This window comes from Mycoplana sp. MJR14, from assembly GCF_029210525.1.
Taxonomy (GTDB): domain Bacteria; phylum Pseudomonadota; class Alphaproteobacteria; order Rhizobiales; family Rhizobiaceae; genus Mycoplana.
In genome coordinates, this window is record NZ_JARGEO010000014.1 from 17,913 (window position 1) to 40,851 (window position 22,939).

Consider the following 22,939-nt stretch of genomic DNA (forward strand, 5'->3'; position numbering starts at 1 on the left):
TGAGGGTGGATTGCGGCGTCTTTGCCACAGACGGAGACCACGCCGTCCCGGCATGGTTGCGGCTCATGGCGGACACGGCGAGCCGGCCGGAGAGCCGGTCCGGCGTCCGTTGAGAGGGTACCTTGCAAAGGGGGCAGCCCGGGTCGCGCGCTCAAGGCGTCGGCCGGCATCGACCGGCGCCGCGGCTGCGGGCTGTGGGTATGGGCGAGGGACGGCTTGAGCGCGTTCTAGCCGCGCGGACCCTTGGCGATCGGCTCCTGATAGGTGAAGCCCATGTCCCAGGGGAAATAGATCCACGTGTCCTGGCTGACCTCGGTGACGAAGGTGTCGACCTGCGGACGGCCCTTCGGCTTGGCGTAGACGGCGGCGAAATGCGCCTTGGGCAGCATCGCGCGCACCTGTGCCGCGGTCTTGCCGGTATCGGTCAGGTCGTCGACGATGAGGATGCCTTCGCCGCCGTTCTGCTGGAGATCCGGCGCGATCCCCTTGAGCACGTGCATTTCGCCCTGCGAGAGATAGTCGTGGTAGGAGGCCACGCAGACGGTCTCGATCAGGCGGATGTTCAGTTCGCGCGAGATGATCGCCGCCGGCACGAGGCCGCCGCGGGTGATGCAGACGATCGCCTTCCACTCGCGGTCGCCGTCGGCAAGGCGCCAGGCGAGCGCGCGGGCGTCGCGGTGGAACTGGTCCCAGGAAACGGGAAAGGCTTTGTCGGGAAGCGACATGGCGGGCTCCTCTTGGCCGGCCCCGTCATCGCCACGGGGTCGGCGGAAATTGTACGATCCCGCTCCTTCTAGGGCATTCGCGCGCCCAAGGGAATCAGTCTCGCCAAGCCGCGGCGGGCCGATCCACAGGCAGGAGGCCCGCCGCTTGCTCAGCGCGACATGATCGCCGGCACGCGCAGGTCCTTCATCATCGCGCTGGTGACGCCGCCGAACAGGCGGTGGCGCAGCCAGGAATGGCTGAAGGCGCCCATGACGAGCAGGTTCGCGCCGGTCTCGGTGACGCGGCGGTTGATGACGTGGGCCACGGTGTCGCCGCCGGACTTGACCGCCTTGAGGCTGACGGTCAGGCCGTGGCGGGTCAGGGCGCCGGCGATCTCGCTGCCGGCGAGGAGGGCGCTCTGCGTGGCGTCCTCCGGCGGGTCGACCGAGAAGATCTCGATCGATTTCGCCTCCTTCAGCAGCGGCAGCGCGTCGAAGACCGCACGGGCCGATTCGCGCGTGCCGTTCCAGGCGACGAGCACCCGGTCGGGCACTTCGGGCCCGGCCACCGCATCGGAGATCAGGCAGAGCGGCCGGCCGCTCTCATAGAGCAGGTCCTCGATGTCGGCCCGTGACGGACCGTCGCCGTGCGGGTCGAGCTGCACGGCGACGACGAGGTCGCTGCCGCGGGCGCTGTCGACCACGCCGCTGGCGCTGTAGCCGGCGCTGCCGGTGAAGAGGCGCCACTCATGGGAGATGCCCGAGCGCTGCGCCAGCGTGCGGAACGTCCGCTCGATCGACTGCGACACCTCGCGGGCCTGCGCCTGCTGTTCCATGATGGCGTTCGGATCGGGGAACTCCATCGGGGCGGCGATCGTCACGACGATCGGCGTTTCCGCGTGCACGCCGACGAGATGCGCGCCGTGCCGCTCGGCCAGTGCGATTGCATGCCGGGTGACCTTTTCCGCGTCCTCTGCGGTGCTGAGTACGGCTGTGATGGTCCTGTATGCCATGGCGCTCTCCGTTGCGTTCGGGGCAACTGCGGATCGATCCGCCCCCTTTCGGCGCGGAGCGATAACGCGTTGAAATCCCGATTGATCCTTCCCCTAATTCGCCCGCAGTTCAAGGGGGTTGCGACGTGTCATCGCAGGCGCGCGGAATGCGGGCGGTCTGTCGGTGACGCTTCACCATGGGGCGGCGCGCGGGGTGACGTCCTTGACGTCGATCAATCCGCGGCCTTGGCCGCCGCGATCTCGGCGATCATGGCGAGGATCGCCTTCTCGGCCGCCTCGGCCGGCGCCGCGTCCCGGCTGCGGATGACGATCTCGGTGGAGAAGCGGTTCCCGTCGAAGCGCGGGTAGGAGCCGATCGAGGTCTCCGGATGCGCCTTCTGGATCGCGGTCAGTTGCGTGCCGATGTCGCCCTCGCCGAAGGGCGAGACGACGCTGCGCGAGAGCACGGGCGCGCCGGTCTCCAGGCTCGGCAGCAGCGCCTCCAGCATGGCGATGAACACCTGCGGCACGCCGGCCATGACGTGGACGTTGCCGATGCTGAAGCCCGGCGCCGTGGAAACGCTGTTGGGAATGTGCTTCGAGCCGACCGGCATGCGCGCCATCCGCTGCCGCGCCTCGTTGAACTCCATGCCGCGGCGCGCATACATCGCCCCCATCAGTTCCATGGCGGCGGGATCGTGGGTGCAGGCGACGCCGAAGGCCTTTGCCACCGCATCGGCGGTGATGTCGTCATGCGTCGGCCCGATGCCGCCGGAGGTGAAGACGTAGTCGTAGCGGCCGCGCAGCGCGTTGAGCGCCTCGACGATCATCTCTTCCTCGTCGCCGACAATGCGCACCTCCTTCAGGTCGATGCCGGCGAGATGGAGCATGTCGGCGAGGTGGCCGATGTTCTTGTCCTTGGTGCGGCCGGAGAGGAGTTCGTCGCCGATCGCGAGCATGCCGGCGGTGATGATCTTGGCGGAATCCATGCGGCTCTCCTGATGTCGGCGCCGATCGTTCACAGTCATGACGTCACTGTCAATCGATGGTGAACAGTCTGTTGCCCGGCCCGGTTCTGGCGTTGCGGTCTGCTCTGCTACATCTTCGCCCCGGCCGCAATCAAGCGGAAAGACTGGTGTTTCAGACACGACAGGAGAAACGAATGGCAAGGGTTCTGGTCCTCTACTACTCGGCCTACGGGCATATCGAGGCCATGGCGAATGCGGTGGCCGAGGGTGCGAAGTCCGCAGGCGCCGAAGTGGTGGTCAAGCGCGTACCGGAGCTCGTTCCGGAAGAGGTCGCCAAGGCGTCGCATTTCAAGCTCGGCCAGGCAGCCCCGGTCGCCACCGTCGACGAACTCGAGGAATACGACGCCATCGTCGTCGGCGCCGGCACCCGCTTCGGCACCGTCGCCTCGCAGATGCGCAATTTCTGGGACCAGACCGGCGGTCTGTGGTTCAACGGCAAGCTCGTCGGCAAGGTCGGCTCCGTCTTCACCTCCTCGGCCACGCAGCATGGCGGCCAGGAATCGACGATCCTCGGCTTCATCCCGACGCTCCTGCACCACGGCATGGTCGTGGCCGGCCTGCCCTATGCCTTCCAGGGCCAGATGGGTGTCGACGAGATCAAGGGCGGCTCGCCCTACGGCGCCTCCACCATCACCGACGGCGACGGCTCCCGCCAGCCCTCCAAGGTCGAGCTCGACGCCGCCCGCTTCCAGGGCGCCCATGTGGCGAAGCTCGCCGCCAAGCTCGCCGGCTGACGGCAGTTTCGGCCTTTTGGAACCGAGGAAGGGCGCGGCGTTTGCCGCGCCCTTTTCTTTGCGCGGAAACAGGCTGCTTTCGGCAAGCGGAGCGCGGCGCAGCGCCCGTCGAAAGACCTTCGCGCCGCGGTCGGGAGGGCCGGAAACGGCATCTTGGACCGCCCGGAAAGAGGTGGCGCAAATCTGCAACGGCGGCCGCCGGCCCTGTGTGGATCGGCACCAGGTTTCTTCGAAGCCGCCCCATTATGCCCGCATTGTCGCGTTGGGACGGTCATGGAGGAGGAATGCGTATGCGGTTTCACCCATGCCGATCGGACGCCCGCCGCTGGCCGCGCTCCCGCGAGGCGGCGAAGATCGCGCTTGCCGCGGTCACCGCGGCCGGCCTCACCTATGTCAGCGCCGGCGACCTCATCGCCTCCGCCACCGCCCGCGCCCGCGGCTGCACCATCAAGGGCAACATCAGCGCCCAGACCGGCGAGCAGATCTACAGCGTCCCCGGCCAGGACGACTACGACGTGATCCGGATCAGCCCCGAATACGGCGAACGCTGGTTCTGCAGCGAGAGCGCGGCTGTGGCCGCAGGCTGGCGCAAGGCGACGCGGTAGGAGGAGGGGAGCAACATGTCCCGGCGCCAAAGGCACAAATTGTGAAGCACAGCCAACGCTTGGCTGAGGCCTTCTTCAATGCTCTTGGATACGGACAGGGGGAAAATGGTGGGCGATGAGAGACTCGAACTCCCGACATCCTCGGTGTAAACGAGGCGCTCTACCAACTGAGCTAATCGCCCGCCGCGTTGGTGGCCGTGATCTATGCGGAACCGGATGAAACCGCAAGAGCCCTTGTCATCTTTTTCGCAAAATTTTCCGTTCGGCCTGTCGGCGCCCGGTTCGGGGCGCCCCGCGATCGCATCCGCCGGTTCGTTCGCTCGCCAGATCGCAGCCGTGGCTCCAGTTGCGGAAAATGGGAGGGAGGGCGCTGCCACCCGCGCGCGGTTGCCGCCACACCCGCATTCGGGTCTTCCCCCTCTGCTCTATAGTAAAGCACTCTCTTTCTGTGCCGCTCGATGGCCGGGCACCGTGACCGCTATCGACGGTCCGGCGGGGGAATCGGGGCGGATGTGGATAAGTGGCCGGCACGGCGTGGCGGGGCACGAATCCGCTGCCGGCGCGGCGCAACGGCTGGCGCCGCGGCCTTTGCCAAACCATGGAACGGGGCGGGCAGGGACGGTTTGGCGAGGCTGTTTTCAACATTTCGCGCCGCGTCACCGTTTTGTCTTCAATCCTGCTTGACACCCATAAGCGAACCCCTTAGTTAGCCGCTCATCGAACGGCCCCGGCCGCTTCGAAAGGATGCCCGCGGGCATCCGGACTTGGTCTGAAATGCGGGTGTAGCTCAGTCGGTTAGAGTGCCGGCCTGTCACGCCGGAGGTCGCGGGTTCGAGCCCCGTCACTCGCGCCATTCCAAGGTCCGGATCAGGGCGGCATCACGGTCGGATGACCAAATGCGCGGGTGTAGCTCAGTCGGTTAGAGTGCCGGCCTGTCACGCCGGAGGTCGCGGGTTCGAGCCCCGTCACTCGCGCCACTTTCCTTCTCTTTATATATGCTGCTTCGAAGCGCATGGCTTCGGTTCGCCGGCCGCAGGCGGCGCCGCGACAATTCGTCCCGGTGGCGCCTCAGTTGGCGGTCAGAAGGTGTGGCGGCGAACCTGGCGTCTGCATCCTGTGCGGCACCAGCGGGATGGCGCAGATCGCGGCGACCAGGCCGGCGACGAGCACGACGCCCAGGTTCAGTCTCTTCGTTTTCATCGCAATGCCCGTCTACTCACTGGAAAGCCCGTCGATTCGCGAATCCCGCGAGTCTGGTGCGCGAAGCTGACGGGATGCTGAATGCGGCCGCTGTACCGCAGGGCGGGGGACGTTTTCCCGCAAGCTCGCCTCCGCCTGTGGCCGCCGTCCGAATTGCGGCGTGTCCGCCGGTCGGCGCCTTGCGGCCGGTTACCCTTTTGTCACTGCCGCCCGGGGCGAGGAAATGTGCGCACTGATTGGGCGAATGCCCGACCAAAGCCTTGCGCGGGGCCGCTCACTGCGCTAACGACGTGGGCGTTGCAACATACTTTCTCGGCTTGCAGGTCGATCGACCCGGCGGCGTTTCTCCGACGCCCGAAGCAGGCAGGACGGACGAAAATGACTGAACTTCTCGGATCCTATATTCCGATCGCCATCTTCATCGGCATCGCGCTCGTGATCGGCATCGCGCTTCTGGTCGCGCCCTTCGCCGTCGCCTACAAGGCGCCCGATTCGGAAAAGCTCTCTGCCTATGAATGCGGCTTCAATGCGTTCGACGATGCGCGCATGAAGTTCGACATCCGCTTCTATCTGGTGTCGATCCTCTTCATCATCTTCGACCTCGAAGTGGCGTTCCTGTTTCCCTGGGCGGTCTCGTTCCACGCTCTCGGCTGGTTCGGTTTCTGGTCGATGATGGCGTTCCTCTTCGTGCTCACCATCGGCTTCATCTATGAATGGAAGAAGGGAGCGCTGGAATGGAACTGACCACCGGCAGCACGCTCGTGGCCCCGCGGGCCAAGGGGATCATCGATCCCGCGACCGGCAAGCCGGTCGGCAGCGACGACGCCTTTTTCGGCGAGATCAACAACGAGCTGGCCGACAAGGGCTTCCTCGTCACCTCCACCGACGAACTGATCACCTGGGCGCGCACCGGCTCGCTGATGTGGATGACCTTCGGTCTCGCCTGCTGTGCGGTCGAGATGATGCAGCTGTCCATGCCGCGCTACGACGTCGAGCGCTTCGGCTTCGCCCCGCGCGCCTCGCCGCGCCAGTCCGACGTCATGATCGTCGCCGGCACGCTGACCAACAAGATGGCGCCGGCTCTGCGCAAGGTCTACGACCAGATGCCCGAGCCGCGCTACGTCATCTCGATGGGCTCCTGCGCCAATGGCGGCGGCTACTATCACTATTCCTATTCGGTGGTGCGCGGCTGCGACCGCGTCGTGCCGGTCGACATCTATGTGCCGGGCTGTCCTCCCACGGCAGAAGCGCTGCTCTACGGCGTGCTCCTGCTGCAGAAGAAGATCCGCCGCACCGGCACGATCGAGCGCTAAGGGCAGGGGACTGACATCATGAGCGAGGCTCTTCAGGAGCTTGCCTCCTATCTCGGCGAGGTGCGCGGAAACCTGATTTCCGAGACCAAGCTTGCCTATGGCGAGCTGACGCTTTCGACCACCGGCGAAAATCTGATCGCACTGCTGACCTTCCTGCGCGACGACGTGCAGTGCCGGTTCGTCAACCTGATCGACGTCTGCGGCGTCGACTGGCCGGCCCGCGAGGCGCGCTTCGACGTGGTCTACCATCTGCTGTCGCCGCAGCAGAACGTCCGCGTCCGCGTCAAGGTCGAGACCTCGGAATTCGAACCGGTGCCCTCCGCCTTCGGCGTCTTTCCGGGCGCCGACTGGTTCGAGCGCGAGGCCTACGACATGTACGGCATCCTGTTCACCGGCCATCCGGACCTGCGCCGCATCCTGACGGACTACGGCTTCGAGGGCCATCCGCTGCGCAAGGACTTCCCGACCACCGGCTTCGTCGAGGTCCGCTATGACGACGAGGTCAAGCGCGTCGTCTATGAGCCGGTGCAGCTCAGGCAGGAATTCCGCAACTTCGACTTCCTCTCGCCCTGGGAAGGCACGGACTACGTGCTGCCGGGGGATGAGAAGGCGAAGCAGTAGAACAGGCAGTCGCCATTAGGCAGTAGGCAGTAGAAACAAGGAGAGCGGCAACGGCGATTAACTCGTACCAGGACCTATCGGTATGGCAGCGTGCCATGGATCTTGCGGTCGAATGTTACAGTTTGACCAAGGGATTTCCGAGAGAGGAAGTCTACGGTCTTGTATCCCAAATTCGGCGAGCGTCGTCATCGGTGGCGGCAAACATCGCGGAAGGGTATGGGCCGGACGGTACCGGGTCCTACGTACAGCATCTGAAAATTGCGCAGGGATCTCTGAAGGAGCTTGAAACGCACCTTCTGCTATCGACGCGGGTCGGCCTTCTCCCGATTGAAGGGATCGGCGCTGCGACGGCATTGAGCGAAGAGACTGGCAAGATGCTGAGATCGCTGATCCGACGTTTGCAGGACACACGGAATGAGAACGACGATTAAAGACTTGGCTACTGCCTACTGCCTATTGCCTACTGCCTCTCAGCGCGGAGCGCGCCACCCATGACCGAACACAACGTCCGCAACTTTAACATTAACTTCGGCCCGCAACATCCGGCAGCGCACGGTGTTTTGCGCCTCGTGCTGGAGCTGGACGGCGAGATCGTCGAGCGGGTCGATCCGCATATCGGCCTGTTGCATCGCGGCACCGAGAAGCTGATCGAGACGAAGACCTACCTGCAGGCCGTGCCCTATTTCGACCGCCTCGACTACGTGGCGCCGATGAACCAGGAGCATGCCTATGCACTCGCCGTCGAGAAGCTGCTCGGCGTCGAGGTGCCGATCCGCGGCCAGCTGATCCGCGTGCTCTATTCGGAGATCGGCCGCATCCTGTCGCACCTCCTCAACGTCACCACGCAGGCCATGGACGTCGGCGCGCTGACGCCGCCGCTCTGGGGCTTCGAGGAGCGCGAGAAGCTGATGGTGTTCTACGAGCGCGCCTGCGGCTCGCGCATGCACGCCGCCTACATCCGTCCCGGCGGCGTCCACCAGGACCTGCCCGACCAGCTGGTCGAGGACATCGGCAAGTGGATCGACCCCTTCCTGAAGACGGTCGACGACATCGACGAACTGCTGACCGGCAACCGCATCTTCAAGCAGCGCAACGTCGACATCGGCGTCGTCAAGCTGGAGGATGCCTGGGCCTGGGGCTTCTCGGGCGTGATGGTGCGCGGCTCGGGCGCTGCCTGGGACCTGCGCCGCTCGCAGCCCTACGAGTGCTATTCCGACCTGGAATTCGACATCCCGATCGGCAAGAACGGCGACTGCTACGACCGCTACCTGATCCGCATGATCGAGATGCGCCAGTCGGCGAAGATCATGCGCCAGTGCGTCGACAGGCTGCTGGGCGATGCCCGGGTCGGCCCGGTCTCCTCGCTCGACGGCAAGATCGTGCCGCCGAAGCGCGGCCAGATGAAGCGCTCGATGGAGGCGCTGATCCATCACTTCAAGCTCTATACCGAGGGCTATCACGTGCCGGCCGGCGAGGTCTACGCCGCGGTCGAGGCGCCCAAGGGCGAGTTCGGCGTCTATCTCGTCGCCGACGGCTCCAACAAGCCCTACCGCTGCAAGATCCGCGCCCCGGGCTATGCCCACCTGCAGGCGATGGATTTCCTGTGTCGCGGGCATCAGCTTGCCGACGTGTCCGCCGTATTGGGCTCGCTCGACATCGTTTTCGGTGAGGTGGACCGCTGATGCTTCGACTGAGCTTCGCCCTTACAGTCCTCGCCGCCTCGACGGCGGCAGCCCTGGCCCAGGAGACCGACGCGTCGCCCCAGGCGGGCACGACGCAGTCGACGATGGCAAGGCTGCTTGCCGACGGCTACGAGATCAAGGGCACGGCTCAGGCCAGCAGCCGCTACATCGTGTTCATGCAGAAAGAGAAGACGGCCTATGCCTGTCAGTTCGTCACCGTGACGACGACGCGCTGCGGGCTGATCACTGAATAAGGCGCCAAAGAATGTCCGTTCGTCGATTGGCCGATGAGGCCGTGCAGCCCGCAAGCTTCGCCTTCTCCAAGGAGAATGCGGACTGGGCGTTGGCAACGATCAACAAGTACCCGAAGGGCCGCGAGCAGTCGGCCGTTATCCCGCTTCTGATGCGGGCGCAGGAACAGGACGGCTGGGTCACCAAGGCCGCGATCGAGAAGGTCGCCGAGATGCTCGGCATGGCCTATATCCGCGTTCTCGAAGTGGCGACCTTCTACACCCAGTTCCAGCTGAAGCCGGTCGGAACGCGCGCCCACGTCCAGGTCTGCGGCACCACGCCCTGCATGCTGCGCGGCGCCGAGGACCTGATCAAGGTCTGCAAGAGCAAGATCAACGCCGAGCCCTTCGAGCTGAATGCCGACGGGACGCTGTCGTGGGAAGAGGTCGAGTGCCAGGGCGCCTGCGTCAACGCGCCGATGGTGATGATCTTCAAGGACAGCTTCGAGGACCTGACCCCGGCCCAGCTCGAGGAGATCATCGATCGCTTCGAGGCGGGCGAGGGCGCAAGCGTCAAGCCCGGCCCGCAGGTCGACCGCATCTACTCCGCCCCGATCGGCGGCCTGACGTCGCTGACCGATCCGGATCCGGCGCCGGCGAAGCCGGCCGCCAAGCGCAGCGAGAAGGCTGCCGAGGCAGCCGTCAGCACGCCGCCGTCGAATGCCGGCCGTGCCAAGACCGCGGCCGAGGAGACCAACCCGGCCCTCAAGACGCCGGCGACCGCCAAGGCCGAGGCCGCGGCGAACGCCAAGGTCAAGGGCGACACGCGCGCCGAGGGCGGCAAGCCGTCGCTGGAGGACAAGAACCGTCCGGCCGGCATCGAGCGCCCGGCCGCCCCCGACGATCTCAAGCTGATCTCCGGCGTCGGCCCGAAGATCGAGGGCACGCTGCACGAGCTCGGCATCTTCACCTATGCGCAGGTCGCCGCCTGGAAGAAGGCGGAGCGCGAATGGGTGGACGGATACCTCAATTTCAAGGGCCGCATCGAGCGGGACGACTGGGTCAAGCAGGCCAAGGCGCTCGCCAAGGGCGGCGAAGCGGAATACATCCGCGTCTTCGGCAAGAAGCCGCGCTGAAAGGTGAAACATGCTTAAGGATCAGGATCGCATCTTCACCAACATCTACGGCCTGAAGGACAAGTCCCTGAAGGGCGCGATGGCGCGCGGCCACTGGGACGGCACCAAGCAACTGCTCGAAAAGGGCCGTGACTGGATCATCAACGAGGTCAAGGCGTCGGGCCTGCGCGGCCGCGGCGGCGCCGGCTTCCCGACCGGCCTGAAGTGGTCCTTCATGCCGAAGGAGAGCGACGGTCGCCCGCACTACCTCGTCGTCAACGCCGACGAGTCCGAGCCCGGCACCTGCAAGGACCGCGACATCATGCGCCACGATCCGCATACGCTGATCGAGGGCTGCGTGATCGCCTCCTTCGCCATGGGCGCGCATCATGCCTTCATCTACGTCCGCGGCGAGTTCATGCGCGAGCGCGAGGCGCTGCAGGCGGCGATCGACGAGTGCTACGCCCACGGCCTGCTCGGCAAGAACAACAAGCTCGGCTACGACATCGACATCATCGTCCACCACGGCGCCGGCGCCTATATCTGCGGCGAGGAGACGGCCCTGCTCGAAAGCCTCGAGGGCAAGAAGGGCCAGCCGCGCCTGAAGCCGCCGTTCCCCGCCAACATGGGCCTCTACGGCTGCCCGACGACGGTCAACAACGTCGAATCCATCGCCGTGACGCCGACCATCCTGCGCCGCGGTGCGGCCTGGTACACGAGCTTCGGCCGCCCGAACAACCACGGCACCAAGCTCTATTCGGTCTCCGGCCACGTCAACCGTCCCTGCACGGTCGAGGACGCCATGTCGATCACCTTCCAGGAGCTGATCGAGACCCATTGCGGCGGCATCCGCGGCGGCTGGGACAATCTGCTGGCCGTCATCCCCGGCGGCTCGTCGGTCCCCTGCGTGCCCGGCGCGCAGATGAAGGACGCGATCATGGACTATGACGGCCTGCGCGAGCTCGGCTCCGGCCTCGGCACCGCCGCCGTCATCGTCATGGACAGGTCGACCGATATCGTGAAGGCGATCTGGCGGCTTGCGGCCTTCTACAAGCACGAGAGCTGCGGCCAGTGCACGCCGTGCCGCGAGGGCACGGGCTGGATGATGCGCGTGATGGAGCGCATGGTGAAGGGCAACGCGCAGAAGCGCGAGATCGATATGCTGTTCGACGTCAGCAAGCAGATCGAGGGCCACACCATCTGTGCGCTCGGCGACGCCGCCGCCTGGCCGATCCAGGGTCTGATCCGCCATTTCCGTCCCGAGATGGAAAAGCGGATCGACCAGTACACCCACAACGCCATGGCGCACGGCGCCGTGCTCGAGCCCGCGGAGTAAGGCGATGACGAAGTCGGCAGGACAGGAAGCTCAGGCAACCGTGGTCCCGCCGGCGACAGCCGCGAGCGACGATCCGTTCGGATTGGCGCCCTGGCTGAAGGAAATGCCGCACGTGGCGATCCCGCCGCTGATGGCGCATCCGGTGGCCGCGATGGCTGCGGCGACCGCGATCGGGTTCGGCTTCACCAGCCAGCTGGCCGGCGCCGTCATCGGGGCGGTGCAGGGCAGCGCCGAGCGGATGAAGGCGGTGCTCGACGAGGCCGCAAGGGGCGAGGGGCGGATGCCGCGGCAACCCGGTCCGGCCGCTCCGGAAAGCGCCCAGGCAGGGGCAGGCTCCGGCGGCGTTGCCACAAGGCCCGCTCCGAAGCCGGAGGGGCCGCAGGCGGGAAGCGATGCGGTTCCGGCTGCGGCGCGCGCGGGCAGGGTGCGGGCGGCGACGGAAGGGAAGAAGGCGGCCGGCACGGACGTTCGTCCGCCGGTTGCGAAATCGGAAAGGCCGGCAACGGTTCGGAAAGGTTCCGGGCCTAAGGCCGGCAAGGCCGACGACCTGAAGGCGATTTCGGGCGTCGGGCCGAAGCTGGAGCAGGCGTTGAACGGCAAGGGGATTTTCCGCTTTGCCGAAATCGCCCGTTGGACCGGCGCGGACGTGGAGAAGATCGAAGCCGAGCTCGGCCTCGACGGGCGGATCGCCCGCGACGGCTGGGTGGAGCAGGCAAGGGCGCTGGCGAAGGCGAAGGGCTGAAGGCCCGGCCGGAGGCGGCAGACAGGAACTGAAGCAGGCGGCAGGCGCGAAGGGCGCGACCGCCGGCAAGGGACAGGGCGCTGGCACGGCGCAAGCCGTGCATCGAAAGCGGGAAGACGGATATGGCAAAACTGAAAGTCGACGGAAAAGAGATCGAGGTTCCGGATCATTTCACGCTGTTGCAGGCGTGCGAGGAGGCCGGCGCCGAGGTTCCGCGCTTCTGTTTCCACGAGCGGCTGTCGGTCGCCGGCAACTGCCGCATGTGCCTCGTCGAGGTGAAGGGCGGCCCGCCGAAGCCGGCGGCTTCCTGCGCCATGGGCGTGCGCGACCTGCGTCCCGGCCCGAACGGCGAGCCGCCGGAAGTCTTCACCACCACGCCGATGGTCAAGAAGGCCCGCGAAGGCGTGATGGAGTTCCTGCTGATCAACCATCCGCTCGACTGCCCGATCTGCGACCAGGGCGGCGAATGCGACCTGCAGGACCAGGCGATGGCCTTCGGCATCGACAGTTCGCGCTATCAGGAGAACAAGCGCGCCGTCGAGGACAAGTATATCGGTCCGCTCGTCAAGACGATCATGAACCGCTGCATCCACTGCACGCGCTGCGTCCGCTTCACCACGGAAGTCGCCGGCATCAGCGAGCTCGGCCTGATCGGCCGCGGCGAGGATGCGGAGATCACCACCTATCTCGAGCAGGCGATGACCTCGGAGCTGCAGGGCAACGTCGTCGACCTCTGCCCGGTCGGCGCGCTGACCTCCAAGCCCTTCGCCTTCACCGCGCGTCCTTGGGAGCTGAACAAGACCGAATCGATCGACGTCATGGACGCCGTCGGCTCGGCGATCCGCGTCGACACCCGCGGCCGCGAAGTGATGCGCGTCCTGCCGCGCGTCAACGAGGACATCAACGAGGAGTGGATCTCCGACAAGACGCGCTACATCTGGGACGGCCTGAAGACCCAGCGCCTCGACCGCCCCTACGTCCGCAAGGACGGCCGCCTGCAGCCGGCGAGCTGGGCCGAAGCCTTCGCCGCCGTCAAGGCTGCCGTCTCCGGCAAGGCGGGCGAGCGGATCGGCGCGATCGCCGGCGACCTCGCCTCGGTGGAGGAAATGTATGCGCTGCGCGAGCTGATGGCCTCGCTCGGCTCGAAGAACATCGACTGCCGCCAGGACGGCACGGTGCTGCACCCGGCGTTCGGCCGCGCCAGCTACCTGTTCAACCCGACGATCGCCGGCATCGAGCAGGCGGACGCGCTCCTCATCGTCGGCGCCAACCCGCGCATCGAGGCTGCGGTGCTGAACGCCCGCATCCGCAAGCGCTGGCGCATGGACGGCTTCCCGATCGCGGTCATCGGCGAACAGGCCGAACTGCGCTACGGCTATGAATATCTCGGCGCGGGCCCCGATACGCTCGCCGATCTCGTCGCCGGCAACGGCGCCTTCCTCGAGACGCTGAAGAACGCGAAGAACCCGATGATCATCGTCGGCCAGGGCGCGCTGTCGCGCACCGACGGCCAGGCGGTGCTCGCCAACGTCCTGAAGCTCGCCGACGCCGTCGGCGCGATCACTGCCGACTGGAACGGCCTCGGCATCCTGCACACCGCGGCCGCCCGCGTCGGCGGCCTCGACCTCGGCTTCGTGCCGGGCGAGGGCGGCAAGGCGGCAGCCGAGATGCTGACCGACACCGACGTGCTCTTCCTGCTCGGCGCCGACGAGATGGATTTTGCGAAGAAGACCGCCTTCACCGTCTATATCGGCTCGCACGGCGACAACGCGGCTCACATCGCAGACGTCATCCTGCCGGGTGCGGCCTACACCGAGAAGTCCGGCACTTGGGTCAATACCGAGGGCCGCGTCCAGATGGGCAACCGCGCCGGCTTCGCGCCGGGCGAGGCCCGCGAGGACTGGGCGATTCTGCGCGCGCTCTCCGACGTGCTCGGCAAGAAGCTGCCCTTCGATTCGCTGGCGCAGCTGCGCGCCAGGCTCTATGCCGCCCATCCGCATTTCGCCGGCGTCGACGCGATTGCCGTGGGCGACAGTGGCCAACTTGCGGCGCTTGCGAAAAAAGGCGGGAAGATGACGAAATCCGGGTTTGCGTCTCCCGTCAAAGACTTCTATTTGACGAACCCGATAGCGCGCGCCTCCGCGGTCATGGCCGAATGCTCGGCACTGGCCCGCAACAACTTCAAAGCCGCGGCGGAATAGGCGCGAGGGAATAGGCACTATGGACGCTTTCATTACGAGCTATGTTTGGCCCGCGGTCATCATGATCGCCCAGTCGCTGCTGCTGCTGGTCGCGCTGCTGCTCTTCATCGCCTATATCCTCCTGGCCGACCGCAAGATCTGGGCCGCCGTCCAGCTGCGCCGCGGCCCGAACGTCGTCGGTCCCTGGGGGCTGTTCCAGTCGTTCGCCGACCTTCTGAAGTTCGTCTTCAAGGAACCGGTGATCCCGGCGACCGCGAACAAGACGATCTTCCTGCTGGCGCCGCTCGTTTCCGTGACGCTGGCGCTCGCCACCTGGGCGGTGATCCCGCTGAATGCGAACTGGGTGATCGCCAACATCAACGTCGGCATCCTTTACGTCTTCGCGATCTCCTCGCTCGAGGTCTACGGCATCATCATGGGCGGCTGGGCTTCGAACTCGAAGTACCCGTTCCTCGGCGCCCTGCGCTCGGCCGCGCAGATGGTCTCCTACGAGGTCTCGATCGGCTTCGTCATCGTCACCGTGCTTCTGTGCGTCGGCTCGCTGAACCTGACCGACATCGTCGACGCACAGCGCAGCGGCATCGGCACGATGATCGGCCTGCCGGGCTCGTTCCTCGACTGGCACTGGCTGGCGCTGTTCCCGATGTTCGTGATCTTCTTCATCTCGGCGCTGGCCGAGACGAACCGCCCGCCCTTCGACCTGCCGGAAGCCGAATCCGAGCTCGTCGCCGGCTTCATGGTCGAATACGGCTCGACGCCGTACATGATGTTCATGCTCGGCGAATATGCCGCCATCTGCCTGATGTGCGCGCTGACGACGATCCTGTTCCTCGGCGGCTGGCTGCCCCCGGTCGACGTCTGGTTCCTCAACTGGGTTCCCGGCATCATCTGGTTCGTGCTGAAGGCCGGCTTCGTCTTCTTCATGTTCGCGATGGTGAAGGCCTTCGTGCCGCGCTACCGCTACGACCAGCTGATGCGGCTGGGCTGGAAGGTCTTCCTGCCGCTGTCGCTCGCCATGGTCGTGATCGTTGCATTCGTGCTGAAGCTCACCGGGGCTGCCTGATGGTGCCCCCACGTTTCAGCAGCATTGGAGCTCTGTAATGGCCAGTCTGTCGCAAGCCGTCAATTCGCTGTTCCTGAAGGAATTCGTCGGCGCCTTTTTCCTGTCGATGCGTTATTTCTTCCGGCCGAAGGCGACGCTGAACTATCCCTTCGAGAAGGGCCCAGTATCGCCGCGCTTCCGCGGCGAGCACGCGCTGCGCCGCTATCCGAACGGTGAGGAACGCTGCATCGCCTGCAAGCTGTGCGAGGCGATCTGTCCGGCGCAGGCCATCACCATCGAGGCCGGCCCGCGCCGCAACGACGGCACGCGCCGCACGGTGCGTTACGACATCGACATGGTGAAGTGCATCTATTGCGGTTTCTGCCAGGAGGCCTGCCCGGTCGACGCCATCGTCGAGGGGCCGAACTTCGAGTTCGCCACCGAGACCCGCGAGGAACTCTACTACGACAAGCAGCGGCTGCTCGACAACGGCGACCGCTGGGAGCGGGAGATCGCCCGCAACATCGCAATGGATTCGCCCTACCGCTGAGCGGTCGGGCAGGGAACTGCCGCCCGAAGGGGCGACGGACATCGAACGCTTGAAATCTGCCCGGTGGCGCGCCCGCCGGGCTTCGACGGAAGGGACAGGCGCAGCGCCGGTCTCTCCCGGGGAAGAAAAAAGGCACCAACATGGGTCTGCAGGCTCTCTTTTTCTATCTGTTCGCCTTCGTGGCGGTGGCGTCCGCCTTCATGGTGATCGCGGCGAAGAACCCGGTTTATTCCGTGCTGTTCCTCATCGTCACGTTCTTCAATTCGGCGGGCCTGTTCCTCCTGACCGGCGCCGAGTTCCTGGCGATGATCCTGCTGGTCGTCTATGTCGGCGCGGTCGCGGTGCTCTTCCTCTTCGTCGTGATGATGCTGGACATCGACTTTGCGGCGCTCCGCTCGGGCATCATCGAGCATGCCCCGGTCGGCGCGCTGGTCGGCCTGGTGCTGGCGGTCGAGCTGATCATCGTCATCGGCGGTTCCACGCTGTCGCCGGAGATCGCCAGCCACGCGGCGCATCCGATCCCACCGGTTGCCGATCGGACCAACACCGCAGCCCTCGGCGACGTGCTCTACACGAACTACGTCTACTTCTTCCAGATCGCCGGCCTGGTGCTGCTGGTCGCCATGATCGGTGCGATCGTGCTGACGCTACGCCACCGCGAGAACATCAAGCGGCAGAACATCTCGGTGCAGGTCGCCCGCACCCCGGCGACCGCGGTCGAGGTCATCAAGGTCAAACCGGGGCAGGGGCTCTGAGGCGCGCTGGACTTAAGGAATTCGCATCATGGAAATCGGTATTTCCCACTATCTGACGGTCAGCGCCATCCTCTTCACGCTCGGCGTCTTCGGCATCTTCATCAACAGGAAGAACGTCATCATCATCCTGATGTCGATCGAACTGATCCTGCTTGCCGTCAACATCAACATGGTGGCCTTCTCGGCCTTCCTGAACGACATCGTCGGCCAGGTGTTCGCGCTGTTCATCCTGACGGTCGCCGCCGCTGAAGCCGCGATCGGTCTTGCAATACTCGTCGTCTTCTACCGCAACCGCGGCTCGATCGCCGTGGAAGACGTCAACGTGATGAAGGGTTGATCGGTCATGGATACCATCATCAAGGCTATCGTCTTCCTGCCGCTGATCGGCTTTCTGATCGCCGGCCTCGGCGGCAACACGATCGGCGCCAAGGCGTCCGAATTCGTCACCACCGGCTTCATGATCATCGCCTGCGCGCTGTCCTGGCTCGTCTTCTTCCAGGTGGCGCTCGGCCATGAGGAGATGTTCAAGGTGTCGGTGATGCGCTGGATCCAGTCCGGCAGCTTCGACGCCGAATGGGCCTTCCGCGTCGACACGCTGACGGCGGTGATGTTCGTCGTCGTCAACACGGTGTCGATGCTCGTGCATGCCTATTCGATCGGCTACATGCACCACGATCCGCATCGGCCGCGCTTCTTCGCCTATCTGTCGCTGTTCACCTTCGCGATGCTGATGCTGATCACGTCGGACAATCTCCTGCAGATGTTCTTCGGCTGGGAAGGTGTGGGCCTGGCGTCCTACCTGCTGATCGGCTTCTGGTTCAAGAAACCGTCGGCGAATGCCGCCGCCATGAAGGCCTTCATCGTCAACCGCGTCGGCGACTTCGGCTTCGCGCTCGGGATCTTCACGGTGTTCTACCTGTTCGGCTCCGTCAGCTTCGAGACGATCTTCGCCACCGCTGCGAGCTACCTGCCGGCGGAAGGGGCTGCGGATGCGGCCGAGCCGGTGATCACGCTGTTCGGCATGCATCTCGACAAGGCGAACGCCCTGACCGCCGCCTGCCTGCTGCTCTTCATGGGCGCGATGGGCAAGTCGGCGCAGTTCCTGCTGCACACCTGGCTGCCGGACGCGATGGAAGGCCCGACCCCGGTCTCGGCGCTCATCCATGCCGCGACCATGGTCACCGCCGGCGTCTTCCTCGTCGCGCGCATGTCGCCGCTGTTCGAACTGTCGCCGGATGCGCTCACCGTCGTCACCGCCATCGGTGCGATCACCGCCTTCTTCGCCGCCACCGTCGGCCTGGTGCAGAACGACATCAAGCGCGTGATCGCCTACTCGACCTGCTCGCAGCTCGGTTACATGTTCGTGGCGCTCGGCGTCGGCGCCTATGGCGCGGCGATCTTCCACCTGTTCACGCACGCCTTCTTCAAGGCGCTGCTGTTCCTTGGCGCCGGCTCGGTGATCCACGCCGTCGACGGCGAGCAGGACATGCGCTACATGGGCGGACTTCGCACCCATATCCCGATCACCTTCTGGATGATGACGATCGGCACGCTGGCGCTCACCGGCGTCGGCATTCCGGGCACGATCATCGGTTTCGCCGGCTTCTTCTCCAAGGACGCGATCATCGAGAGCGCCTTCGCCTCGCACAGCACGGTCGCAGGCTTCGCCTTCACCCTTCTGGTGATCGCGGCCCTGTTCACCAGCTTCTATTCCTGGCGCCTGGCGTTCATGACCTTCTTCGGCAAGCCGCGCGCCTCGTCCGACGTCATGCACCACGTGCATGAATCGCCGGCGATCATGCTGGTGCCGCTGTACCTCCTCGCCGTCGGTGCGATCTTTGCCGGCGTGATGTTCCACGACTTCTTCTTCGGCCACCATTACGTCGAGTTCTGGAAGGGTGCGCTGTTCACCGGTCCGGAGAACGAGCTGCTCGAGGAATATCACCACGTGCCGCTGTGGGTGAAGTGGAGCCCGTTCGCGGCCATGGCGCTCGGCCTGTTCACCGCCTGGTTCATGTACATCCGTCGCCCGGACCTGCCGAAGTACCTGGCGGACCAGCATCGCGGCCTGTACCAGTTCCTACTGAACAAGTGGTACTTCGACGAGCTGTACGACTTCCTGTTCGTGCGTCCGGCGCTCTGGATCGGCCGCCTGTTCTGGAAGGGCGGTGACGGCGCCGTCATCGACGGCCTCGGCCCGAACGGGGTCGCAGCGCGCGTCCTCGACGTGACCGACCGCGTGGTCCGCCTGCAGACCGGTTACCTTTATCACTATGCCTTTGCGATGCTGCTCGGAATTGCGGCGCTCGTAACCTGGATGATGCTCGGGAGTTCCTTCTGATGACCGATTGGCCGATTCTTTCCGCGGTCACCTTTCTTCCGCTGGTCGGCGTGGCGCTGCTGCTCCTGACCCGCGAGGACAGCCCCTATGGGCGGCGGAACATCCTGAACGTGTCGCTGCTGACGACGGTCTTCACCTTCATCCTGTCGCTCTTCGTCTGGATCGGCTTCGACTATTCGAACCCGGGCTTCCAGATGATCGAGCAGCACGAATGGCTCGGCACCGGCATCGCCTACTATCTCGGCGTCGACGGCATCTCCATGCTGTTCGTCATCCTGACGACCTTCCTGATGCCGTTCTGCGTGCTCGCGAGCTGGAACTCGATCGAGAAGCGTCTGAAGGAATACATGATCGCCTTCCTCATCCTGGAAGTGTTCATGGTCGGCGTCTTCGTCTCGCTCGATATCGTGCTGTTCTACGTCTTCTTCGAGGCGGGCCTCATCCCGATGTTCATCATCATCGGCGTCTGGGGCGGCAAGGACCGCGTCTATGCGAGCTACAAGTTCTTCCTCTACACGCTGCTCGGCTCGGTGCTGATGCTGCTCGCCATCATGGCGATGTACTGGCAGGCCGGCACCACCAGCATTCCGGAACTGCTCGCCTACAACTTCCCGCGCCAGATGCAGACCTGGCTGTGGCTCGCCTTCTTCGCCTCGTTTGCGGTGAAGATGCCGATGTGGCCGGTCCACACCTGGCTGCCCGACGCGCACGTGCAGGCGCCGACGGCCGGTTCGGTCATCCTGGCGGGCATCCTCTTGAAGCTCGGCGGCTACGGCTTCCTGCGCTTCTCGCTGCCGATGTTCCCGCTGGCCTCGGACTATTTCGCGCCCTTCGTCTTCACGCTCTCCGTCGTCGCCATCATCTACACCTCGCTGGTGGCGCTCGTGCAGGAAGACATCAAGAAGCTGATCGCCTATTCGTCGGTGGCGCACATGGGCTACGTCACCATGGGCATCTTCGCCGCCAACGAGCAGGGCGTGCAGGGCGCCTTGTTCCAGATGCTCTCGCACGGCATCGTCTCCGGCGCGCTCTTCCTCTGCGTCGGCGTCGTCTATGACCGCCTGCACACCCGCGAGATCGCAGCCTATGGCGGGCTCGCCAACAACATGCCGAAATATGCGGTGGCCTTCATGATCTTCACGATGGCGAACGTCGGCCTTCCGGGCACGTCGGGCTTCATCGGCGAAATCACCACGCTGCTCGGCGGCTTCCAGGCCAACACCTGGGTCGCGTTCTTCGCCACCACCGGCGTCGTGCTGTCGGCCGCCTATGCGCTTTGGCTCTATCGCCGGGTGATCTTCGGCCCGCTGGAGAAGGAAAGCCTCAAGGCGCTGCTCGACCTTTCGGGCCGCGAGAAGGCGATCCTCTATCCGCTGGTGATCCTGACGATCTTCTTCGGCATCTATCCGGCGCCCGTCTTCGACGCCACGGCGGCCTCGGTCGACGCGCTCCTCAACAACTACACCGCGGCCCTCGAAGCGGCGCAATCCGTTGCGCTCTCGGCGAACTGACGACGGGATCATCCGACATGACTGCTGAAATCCTCCTTTCCAGCCTTCAGCTCTCGACGCCCGAGGTCATTCTGGCGCTGGGCGCGATGGCACTGCTGATGATCGGCGTGTTCTCCGGCGAGCGGTCGTCCACGACCGTCACCGGCCTGGCCGTGGCGCTGCTCATCATCGCCGGCCTCTGGCTGGTGCTGCGGGGCGGCGAGGGCGTCGGCTATGGCGGCGCGTTCGTTTCCGACCCGTTTGCCCGGTTCATGAAGATCCTGACCCTGATCGGCTCCATCACCGCCATGGTGATGACGGTCGGCCATGCCCGCTCGCAGCAGCTCGACCGGTTCGAGTTCCCGGTTCTCTTGGTGCTCGCGACGCTCGGCATGATGCTGATGATCTCGGCCAACGACCTTCTGTCGCTCTACCTGTCGCTGGAACTGCAGTCGCTGGCGCTCTACGTCGTCGCCGCGATCAACCGCGACAGCGTGCGCTCCACCGAGGCGGGCCTGAAGTACTTCGTGCTCGGCGCGCTGTCGTCGGGCATGCTGCTCTACGGCATTTCGCTGGTCTACGGCTTCACCGGACACACCGGCTTCCAGGAGATCGCATCGGCGCTGACGGCCGACGGCCGTTCGCTCGGCCTCGTCTTCGGCCTGGTGTTCGTTCTCGCCGGCCTGGCCTTCAAGATCTCGGCCGTGCCGTTCCACATGTGGACGCCGGACGTCTATGAGGGCGCGCCGACGCCGGTGACGGCCTTCTTCGCCGCCGCCCCGAAGGTCGCCGCCATGGCCATGCTGGTGCGCATCGTCATCGACGCCTTCGAGCCGGTGGTCGCCGACTGGCAGCAGATCATCGTCTTCATCTCGATCGCCTCGATGCTGCTCGGCTCGTTCGCCGCGATCGGCCAGAAGAACATCAAGCGCCTGATGGCCTATTCCTCGATCGGTCACATGGGCTATGCCCTCGTCGGCCTCTCGGCGGGTTCGATGGCCGGCGTGCGCGGCGTGGCGCTCTACATGCTGATCTACATGGTCATGACGCTCGGCACCTTTGCCTGCATCCTGGCGATGCGCCGCCGCGAGGGCGGCAATGTCGAGGCGGTCGACGATCTCGCCGGCCTGTCGACGACCAATCCGTTCATGGCGAGCGTGCTGACGGTGATGATGTTCTCGCTGGCAGGCATTCCGCCGCTGGCCGGCTTCTTCGCCAAGTACTTCGTCTTCATGGCCGCGATCGAGGCGCATCTCTATGCGCTGGCGATCATCGGCGTGCTGTCGTCCGTCGTCGGCGCCTACTATTACCTGCGCATCGTCAAGGTGATGTGGTTCGACGCCGCGACCGACGAGTTCGCCCGCACGCCGGGTGAACTGAAGCTCGTCTTCGGCGTCGCGGGTCTGTTCGTGGCCGGCTACGTGCTGATCGGCGGGCCGATCGGCGATGCGGCGGAAGCCGCCGCGCGGACCTTCTTTTGACCGGCCGGTCGGGCACCGGCCAGCTCTCGCTGGATGATTTCCGGCACGAGGCGCTGGTCGAGACCACCTCCACCAACTCGGAGTGTTTCGAGCGCGCCCGCAAGGGCGCGCTTTCCGGTCTATGGGTGACGGCGGCGCGCCAGACCGGCGGCCGCGGACGCCGCGGCCGGCCCTGGACGTCCGAGCCCGGCAACCTCTACGCCTCGCTGCTCCTGATCGATCCCGCCCCGGTGGAGCGGCTGGCGTCGCTGCCGCTCGCCGTGGCCGTCGCCGTCCAGGCGTCGATTGCATCCGTCATGCCGATCGGCGCCCCGCCGGTCGCGATCAAATGGCCCAACGACATCCTGATCGAGAAGAAGAAGATCTGCGGCATCCTGGTCGAGGCGGAGACCCTTGCCGACGGCCGGCAGGCGATCGTCATCGGCTGCGGCATCAATGTCGCCGTCGCCCCCGAGGCGGGGCTCTATCCCGTGGCCAGCCTCGCCGACTACGGCTGCGCGGTCGCGCCGGCCGAACTCTTCGCCCATCTCTTCCGCGAGATGGCGGACATCCTCCGGCTCTGGGACAGCGCCAACGGCATCGGCGAGATCATGGCGCGCTGGCGCAAGGTCGCCGGCGGCATCGGCGAGCGGATCACGGTCAATCTGCCGACCCAATCAATTTCCGGGCGCTTTGCCGGAATTGATGATAGTGGTCTGCTCAAGCTTCAGACCGACGACGGCGGCGTGCGCTTGATCGCAGCCGGCGATGTTTTCTTCGAATAATCGGAATCTTTCA

At 65.4% G+C, this 22,939-nt stretch carries 24 protein-coding genes and 3 tRNA genes; 22 read left to right on the forward strand and 5 right to left on the reverse strand.

Features of this window, described 5'->3' with window-relative positions; genetic code table 11:
- Positions 1–227 precede the first annotated feature (227 nt).
- From gpt to P0086_RS23020, 3 genes are all read right to left on the reverse strand, one after another.
- Positions 228–725 (reverse strand): xanthine phosphoribosyltransferase, encoded by a 498-nt coding sequence (gpt, locus tag P0086_RS23010; protein WP_112599056.1) that lies wholly within the window; start codon positions 723–725, stop codon positions 228–230.
- A 149-nt stretch (positions 726–874) separates the two neighbouring features.
- Positions 875–1,717 carry a universal stress protein gene (locus P0086_RS23015; protein ID WP_275790321.1) on the reverse strand — a complete coding sequence of 281 codons (843 nt, stop codon included), beginning with the start codon at positions 1,715–1,717 and terminating at the stop codon, positions 875–877.
- 212 nt (positions 1,718–1,929) lie between these two features.
- On the reverse strand, positions 1,930–2,685 hold the full coding sequence (locus tag P0086_RS23020) for a competence/damage-inducible protein A (protein WP_112614291.1): 756 nt from the start codon (positions 2,683–2,685) through the stop codon (positions 1,930–1,932).
- Between the two features lie 173 nt (positions 2,686–2,858).
- Here P0086_RS23020 and wrbA point away from each other — a divergent pair, with 173 nt between their 5' ends.
- On the forward strand, positions 2,859–3,458 hold the full coding sequence (wrbA, locus tag P0086_RS23025) for an NAD(P)H:quinone oxidoreductase type IV (protein ID WP_275790325.1): 600 nt from the start codon (positions 2,859–2,861) through the stop codon (positions 3,456–3,458).
- Positions 3,459–3,748: 290 nt separating this feature from the next.
- A complete protein-coding gene (locus P0086_RS23030) occupies positions 3,749–4,063 on the forward strand; it encodes a succinoglycan biosynthesis protein exoi (protein WP_275790327.1) in 315 nt (104 codons plus the stop codon).
- 106 nt (positions 4,064–4,169) lie between these two features.
- On the opposite strand, the gene P0086_RS23035 is transcribed toward P0086_RS23030, so the two are convergent.
- Positions 4,170–4,245, reverse strand: a tRNA-Val gene (locus P0086_RS23035).
- A gap of 594 nt (positions 4,246–4,839) precedes the next feature.
- Here P0086_RS23035 and P0086_RS23040 point away from each other — a divergent pair.
- Together P0086_RS23040 and P0086_RS23045 are read left to right on the forward strand one after the other, a co-directional pair.
- Positions 4,840–4,916: transfer RNA gene (locus P0086_RS23040), tRNA-Asp, on the forward strand.
- 47 nt (positions 4,917–4,963) lie between these two features.
- Positions 4,964–5,040: transfer RNA gene (locus tag P0086_RS23045), tRNA-Asp, on the forward strand.
- A gap of 91 nt (positions 5,041–5,131) precedes the next feature.
- Here the strand turns inward: P0086_RS23045 and P0086_RS23050 are convergent.
- Complete coding sequence (locus tag P0086_RS23050) at positions 5,132–5,263, reverse strand: hypothetical protein (RefSeq protein ID WP_275790330.1); 132 nt, start codon at positions 5,261–5,263, stop codon at positions 5,132–5,134.
- A gap of 378 nt (positions 5,264–5,641) precedes the next feature.
- Here P0086_RS23050 and P0086_RS23055 point away from each other — a divergent pair, with 378 nt between their 5' ends.
- From P0086_RS23055 to P0086_RS23140, 18 genes are all read left to right on the forward strand, one after another.
- The gene (locus P0086_RS23055; RefSeq protein WP_112614293.1) at positions 5,642–6,007 is read left to right on the forward strand and encodes an NADH-quinone oxidoreductase subunit A; all 366 of its coding nucleotides are present in this window, start codon (positions 5,642–5,644) and stop codon (positions 6,005–6,007) included.
- On the forward strand, positions 5,998–6,576 hold the full coding sequence (locus tag P0086_RS23060; protein WP_112599047.1) for an NADH-quinone oxidoreductase subunit B: 579 nt from the start codon (positions 5,998–6,000) through the stop codon (positions 6,574–6,576). The genes P0086_RS23055 and P0086_RS23060 overlap by 10 nt, the downstream gene beginning before the upstream one ends.
- A gap of 18 nt (positions 6,577–6,594) precedes the next feature.
- Complete coding sequence (locus tag P0086_RS23065) at positions 6,595–7,197, forward strand: NADH-quinone oxidoreductase subunit C (protein ID WP_112599046.1); 603 nt, start codon at positions 6,595–6,597, stop codon at positions 7,195–7,197.
- Positions 7,198–7,253: 56 nt separating this feature from the next.
- Entirely contained in the window at positions 7,254–7,628 is a 375-nt protein-coding gene (locus P0086_RS23070; protein ID WP_275790418.1) for a four helix bundle protein, read from the forward strand.
- Positions 7,629–7,688: 60 nt separating this feature from the next.
- Positions 7,689–8,879, forward strand: a complete 1,191-nt coding sequence (locus P0086_RS23075; RefSeq protein WP_112599042.1) for an NADH-quinone oxidoreductase subunit D — start codon at positions 7,689–7,691, stop codon at positions 8,877–8,879.
- The gene (locus tag P0086_RS23080) at positions 8,879–9,133 is read left to right on the forward strand and encodes a hypothetical protein (protein ID WP_275790337.1); all 255 of its coding nucleotides are present in this window, start codon (positions 8,879–8,881) and stop codon (positions 9,131–9,133) included. Before P0086_RS23075 ends, P0086_RS23080 begins: the two co-directional genes overlap by 1 nt.
- Before the next feature lie 11 nt (positions 9,134–9,144).
- Entirely contained in the window at positions 9,145–10,245 is a 1,101-nt protein-coding gene (locus tag P0086_RS23085) for an NADH-quinone oxidoreductase subunit E (RefSeq protein ID WP_112599039.1), read from the forward strand.
- Between the two features lie 10 nt (positions 10,246–10,255).
- The gene (gene nuoF, locus P0086_RS23090) at positions 10,256–11,560 is read left to right on the forward strand and encodes an NADH-quinone oxidoreductase subunit NuoF (protein WP_275790339.1); all 1,305 of its coding nucleotides are present in this window, start codon (positions 10,256–10,258) and stop codon (positions 11,558–11,560) included.
- A gap of 4 nt (positions 11,561–11,564) precedes the next feature.
- A complete protein-coding gene (locus P0086_RS23095; RefSeq protein ID WP_275790342.1) occupies positions 11,565–12,302 on the forward strand; it encodes a hypothetical protein in 738 nt (245 codons plus the stop codon).
- Positions 12,303–12,424: 122 nt separating this feature from the next.
- Positions 12,425–14,503, forward strand: coding sequence for an NADH-quinone oxidoreductase subunit NuoG (nuoG, locus tag P0086_RS23100; RefSeq protein ID WP_275790344.1), 2,079 nt, complete (start codon positions 12,425–12,427; stop codon positions 14,501–14,503).
- A 19-nt stretch (positions 14,504–14,522) separates the two neighbouring features.
- On the forward strand, positions 14,523–15,566 hold the full coding sequence (gene nuoH, locus P0086_RS23105) for an NADH-quinone oxidoreductase subunit NuoH (protein WP_148151303.1): 1,044 nt from the start codon (positions 14,523–14,525) through the stop codon (positions 15,564–15,566).
- A 37-nt stretch (positions 15,567–15,603) separates the two neighbouring features.
- Positions 15,604–16,095: an NADH-quinone oxidoreductase subunit NuoI gene (gene nuoI, locus P0086_RS23110; protein WP_112604999.1), complete on the forward strand. Its 492-nt coding sequence runs from the start codon at positions 15,604–15,606 to the stop codon at positions 16,093–16,095.
- Positions 16,096–16,235: 140 nt separating this feature from the next.
- Entirely contained in the window at positions 16,236–16,850 is a 615-nt protein-coding gene (locus P0086_RS23115) for an NADH-quinone oxidoreductase subunit J (protein WP_112614305.1), read from the forward strand.
- 28 nt (positions 16,851–16,878) lie between these two features.
- A complete protein-coding gene (gene nuoK / locus P0086_RS23120) occupies positions 16,879–17,187 on the forward strand; it encodes an NADH-quinone oxidoreductase subunit NuoK (protein WP_112599027.1) in 309 nt (102 codons plus the stop codon).
- 6 nt (positions 17,188–17,193) lie between these two features.
- Positions 17,194–19,191, forward strand: coding sequence for an NADH-quinone oxidoreductase subunit L (gene nuoL / locus P0086_RS23125; RefSeq protein ID WP_112599025.1), 1,998 nt, complete (start codon positions 17,194–17,196; stop codon positions 19,189–19,191).
- Entirely contained in the window at positions 19,191–20,702 is a 1,512-nt protein-coding gene (locus P0086_RS23130; protein WP_112600629.1) for an NADH-quinone oxidoreductase subunit M, read from the forward strand. Before nuoL ends, P0086_RS23130 begins: the two co-directional genes overlap by 1 nt.
- Before the next feature lie 17 nt (positions 20,703–20,719).
- Positions 20,720–22,162 carry an NADH-quinone oxidoreductase subunit NuoN gene (gene nuoN / locus P0086_RS23135; RefSeq protein ID WP_275790352.1) on the forward strand — a complete coding sequence of 481 codons (1,443 nt, stop codon included), beginning with the start codon at positions 20,720–20,722 and terminating at the stop codon, positions 22,160–22,162.
- The gene (locus tag P0086_RS23140; RefSeq protein WP_112599019.1) at positions 22,159–22,926 is read left to right on the forward strand and encodes a biotin--[acetyl-CoA-carboxylase] ligase; all 768 of its coding nucleotides are present in this window, start codon (positions 22,159–22,161) and stop codon (positions 22,924–22,926) included. The genes nuoN and P0086_RS23140 overlap by 4 nt, the downstream gene beginning before the upstream one ends.
- Positions 22,927–22,939: the final 13 nt, after the last annotated feature.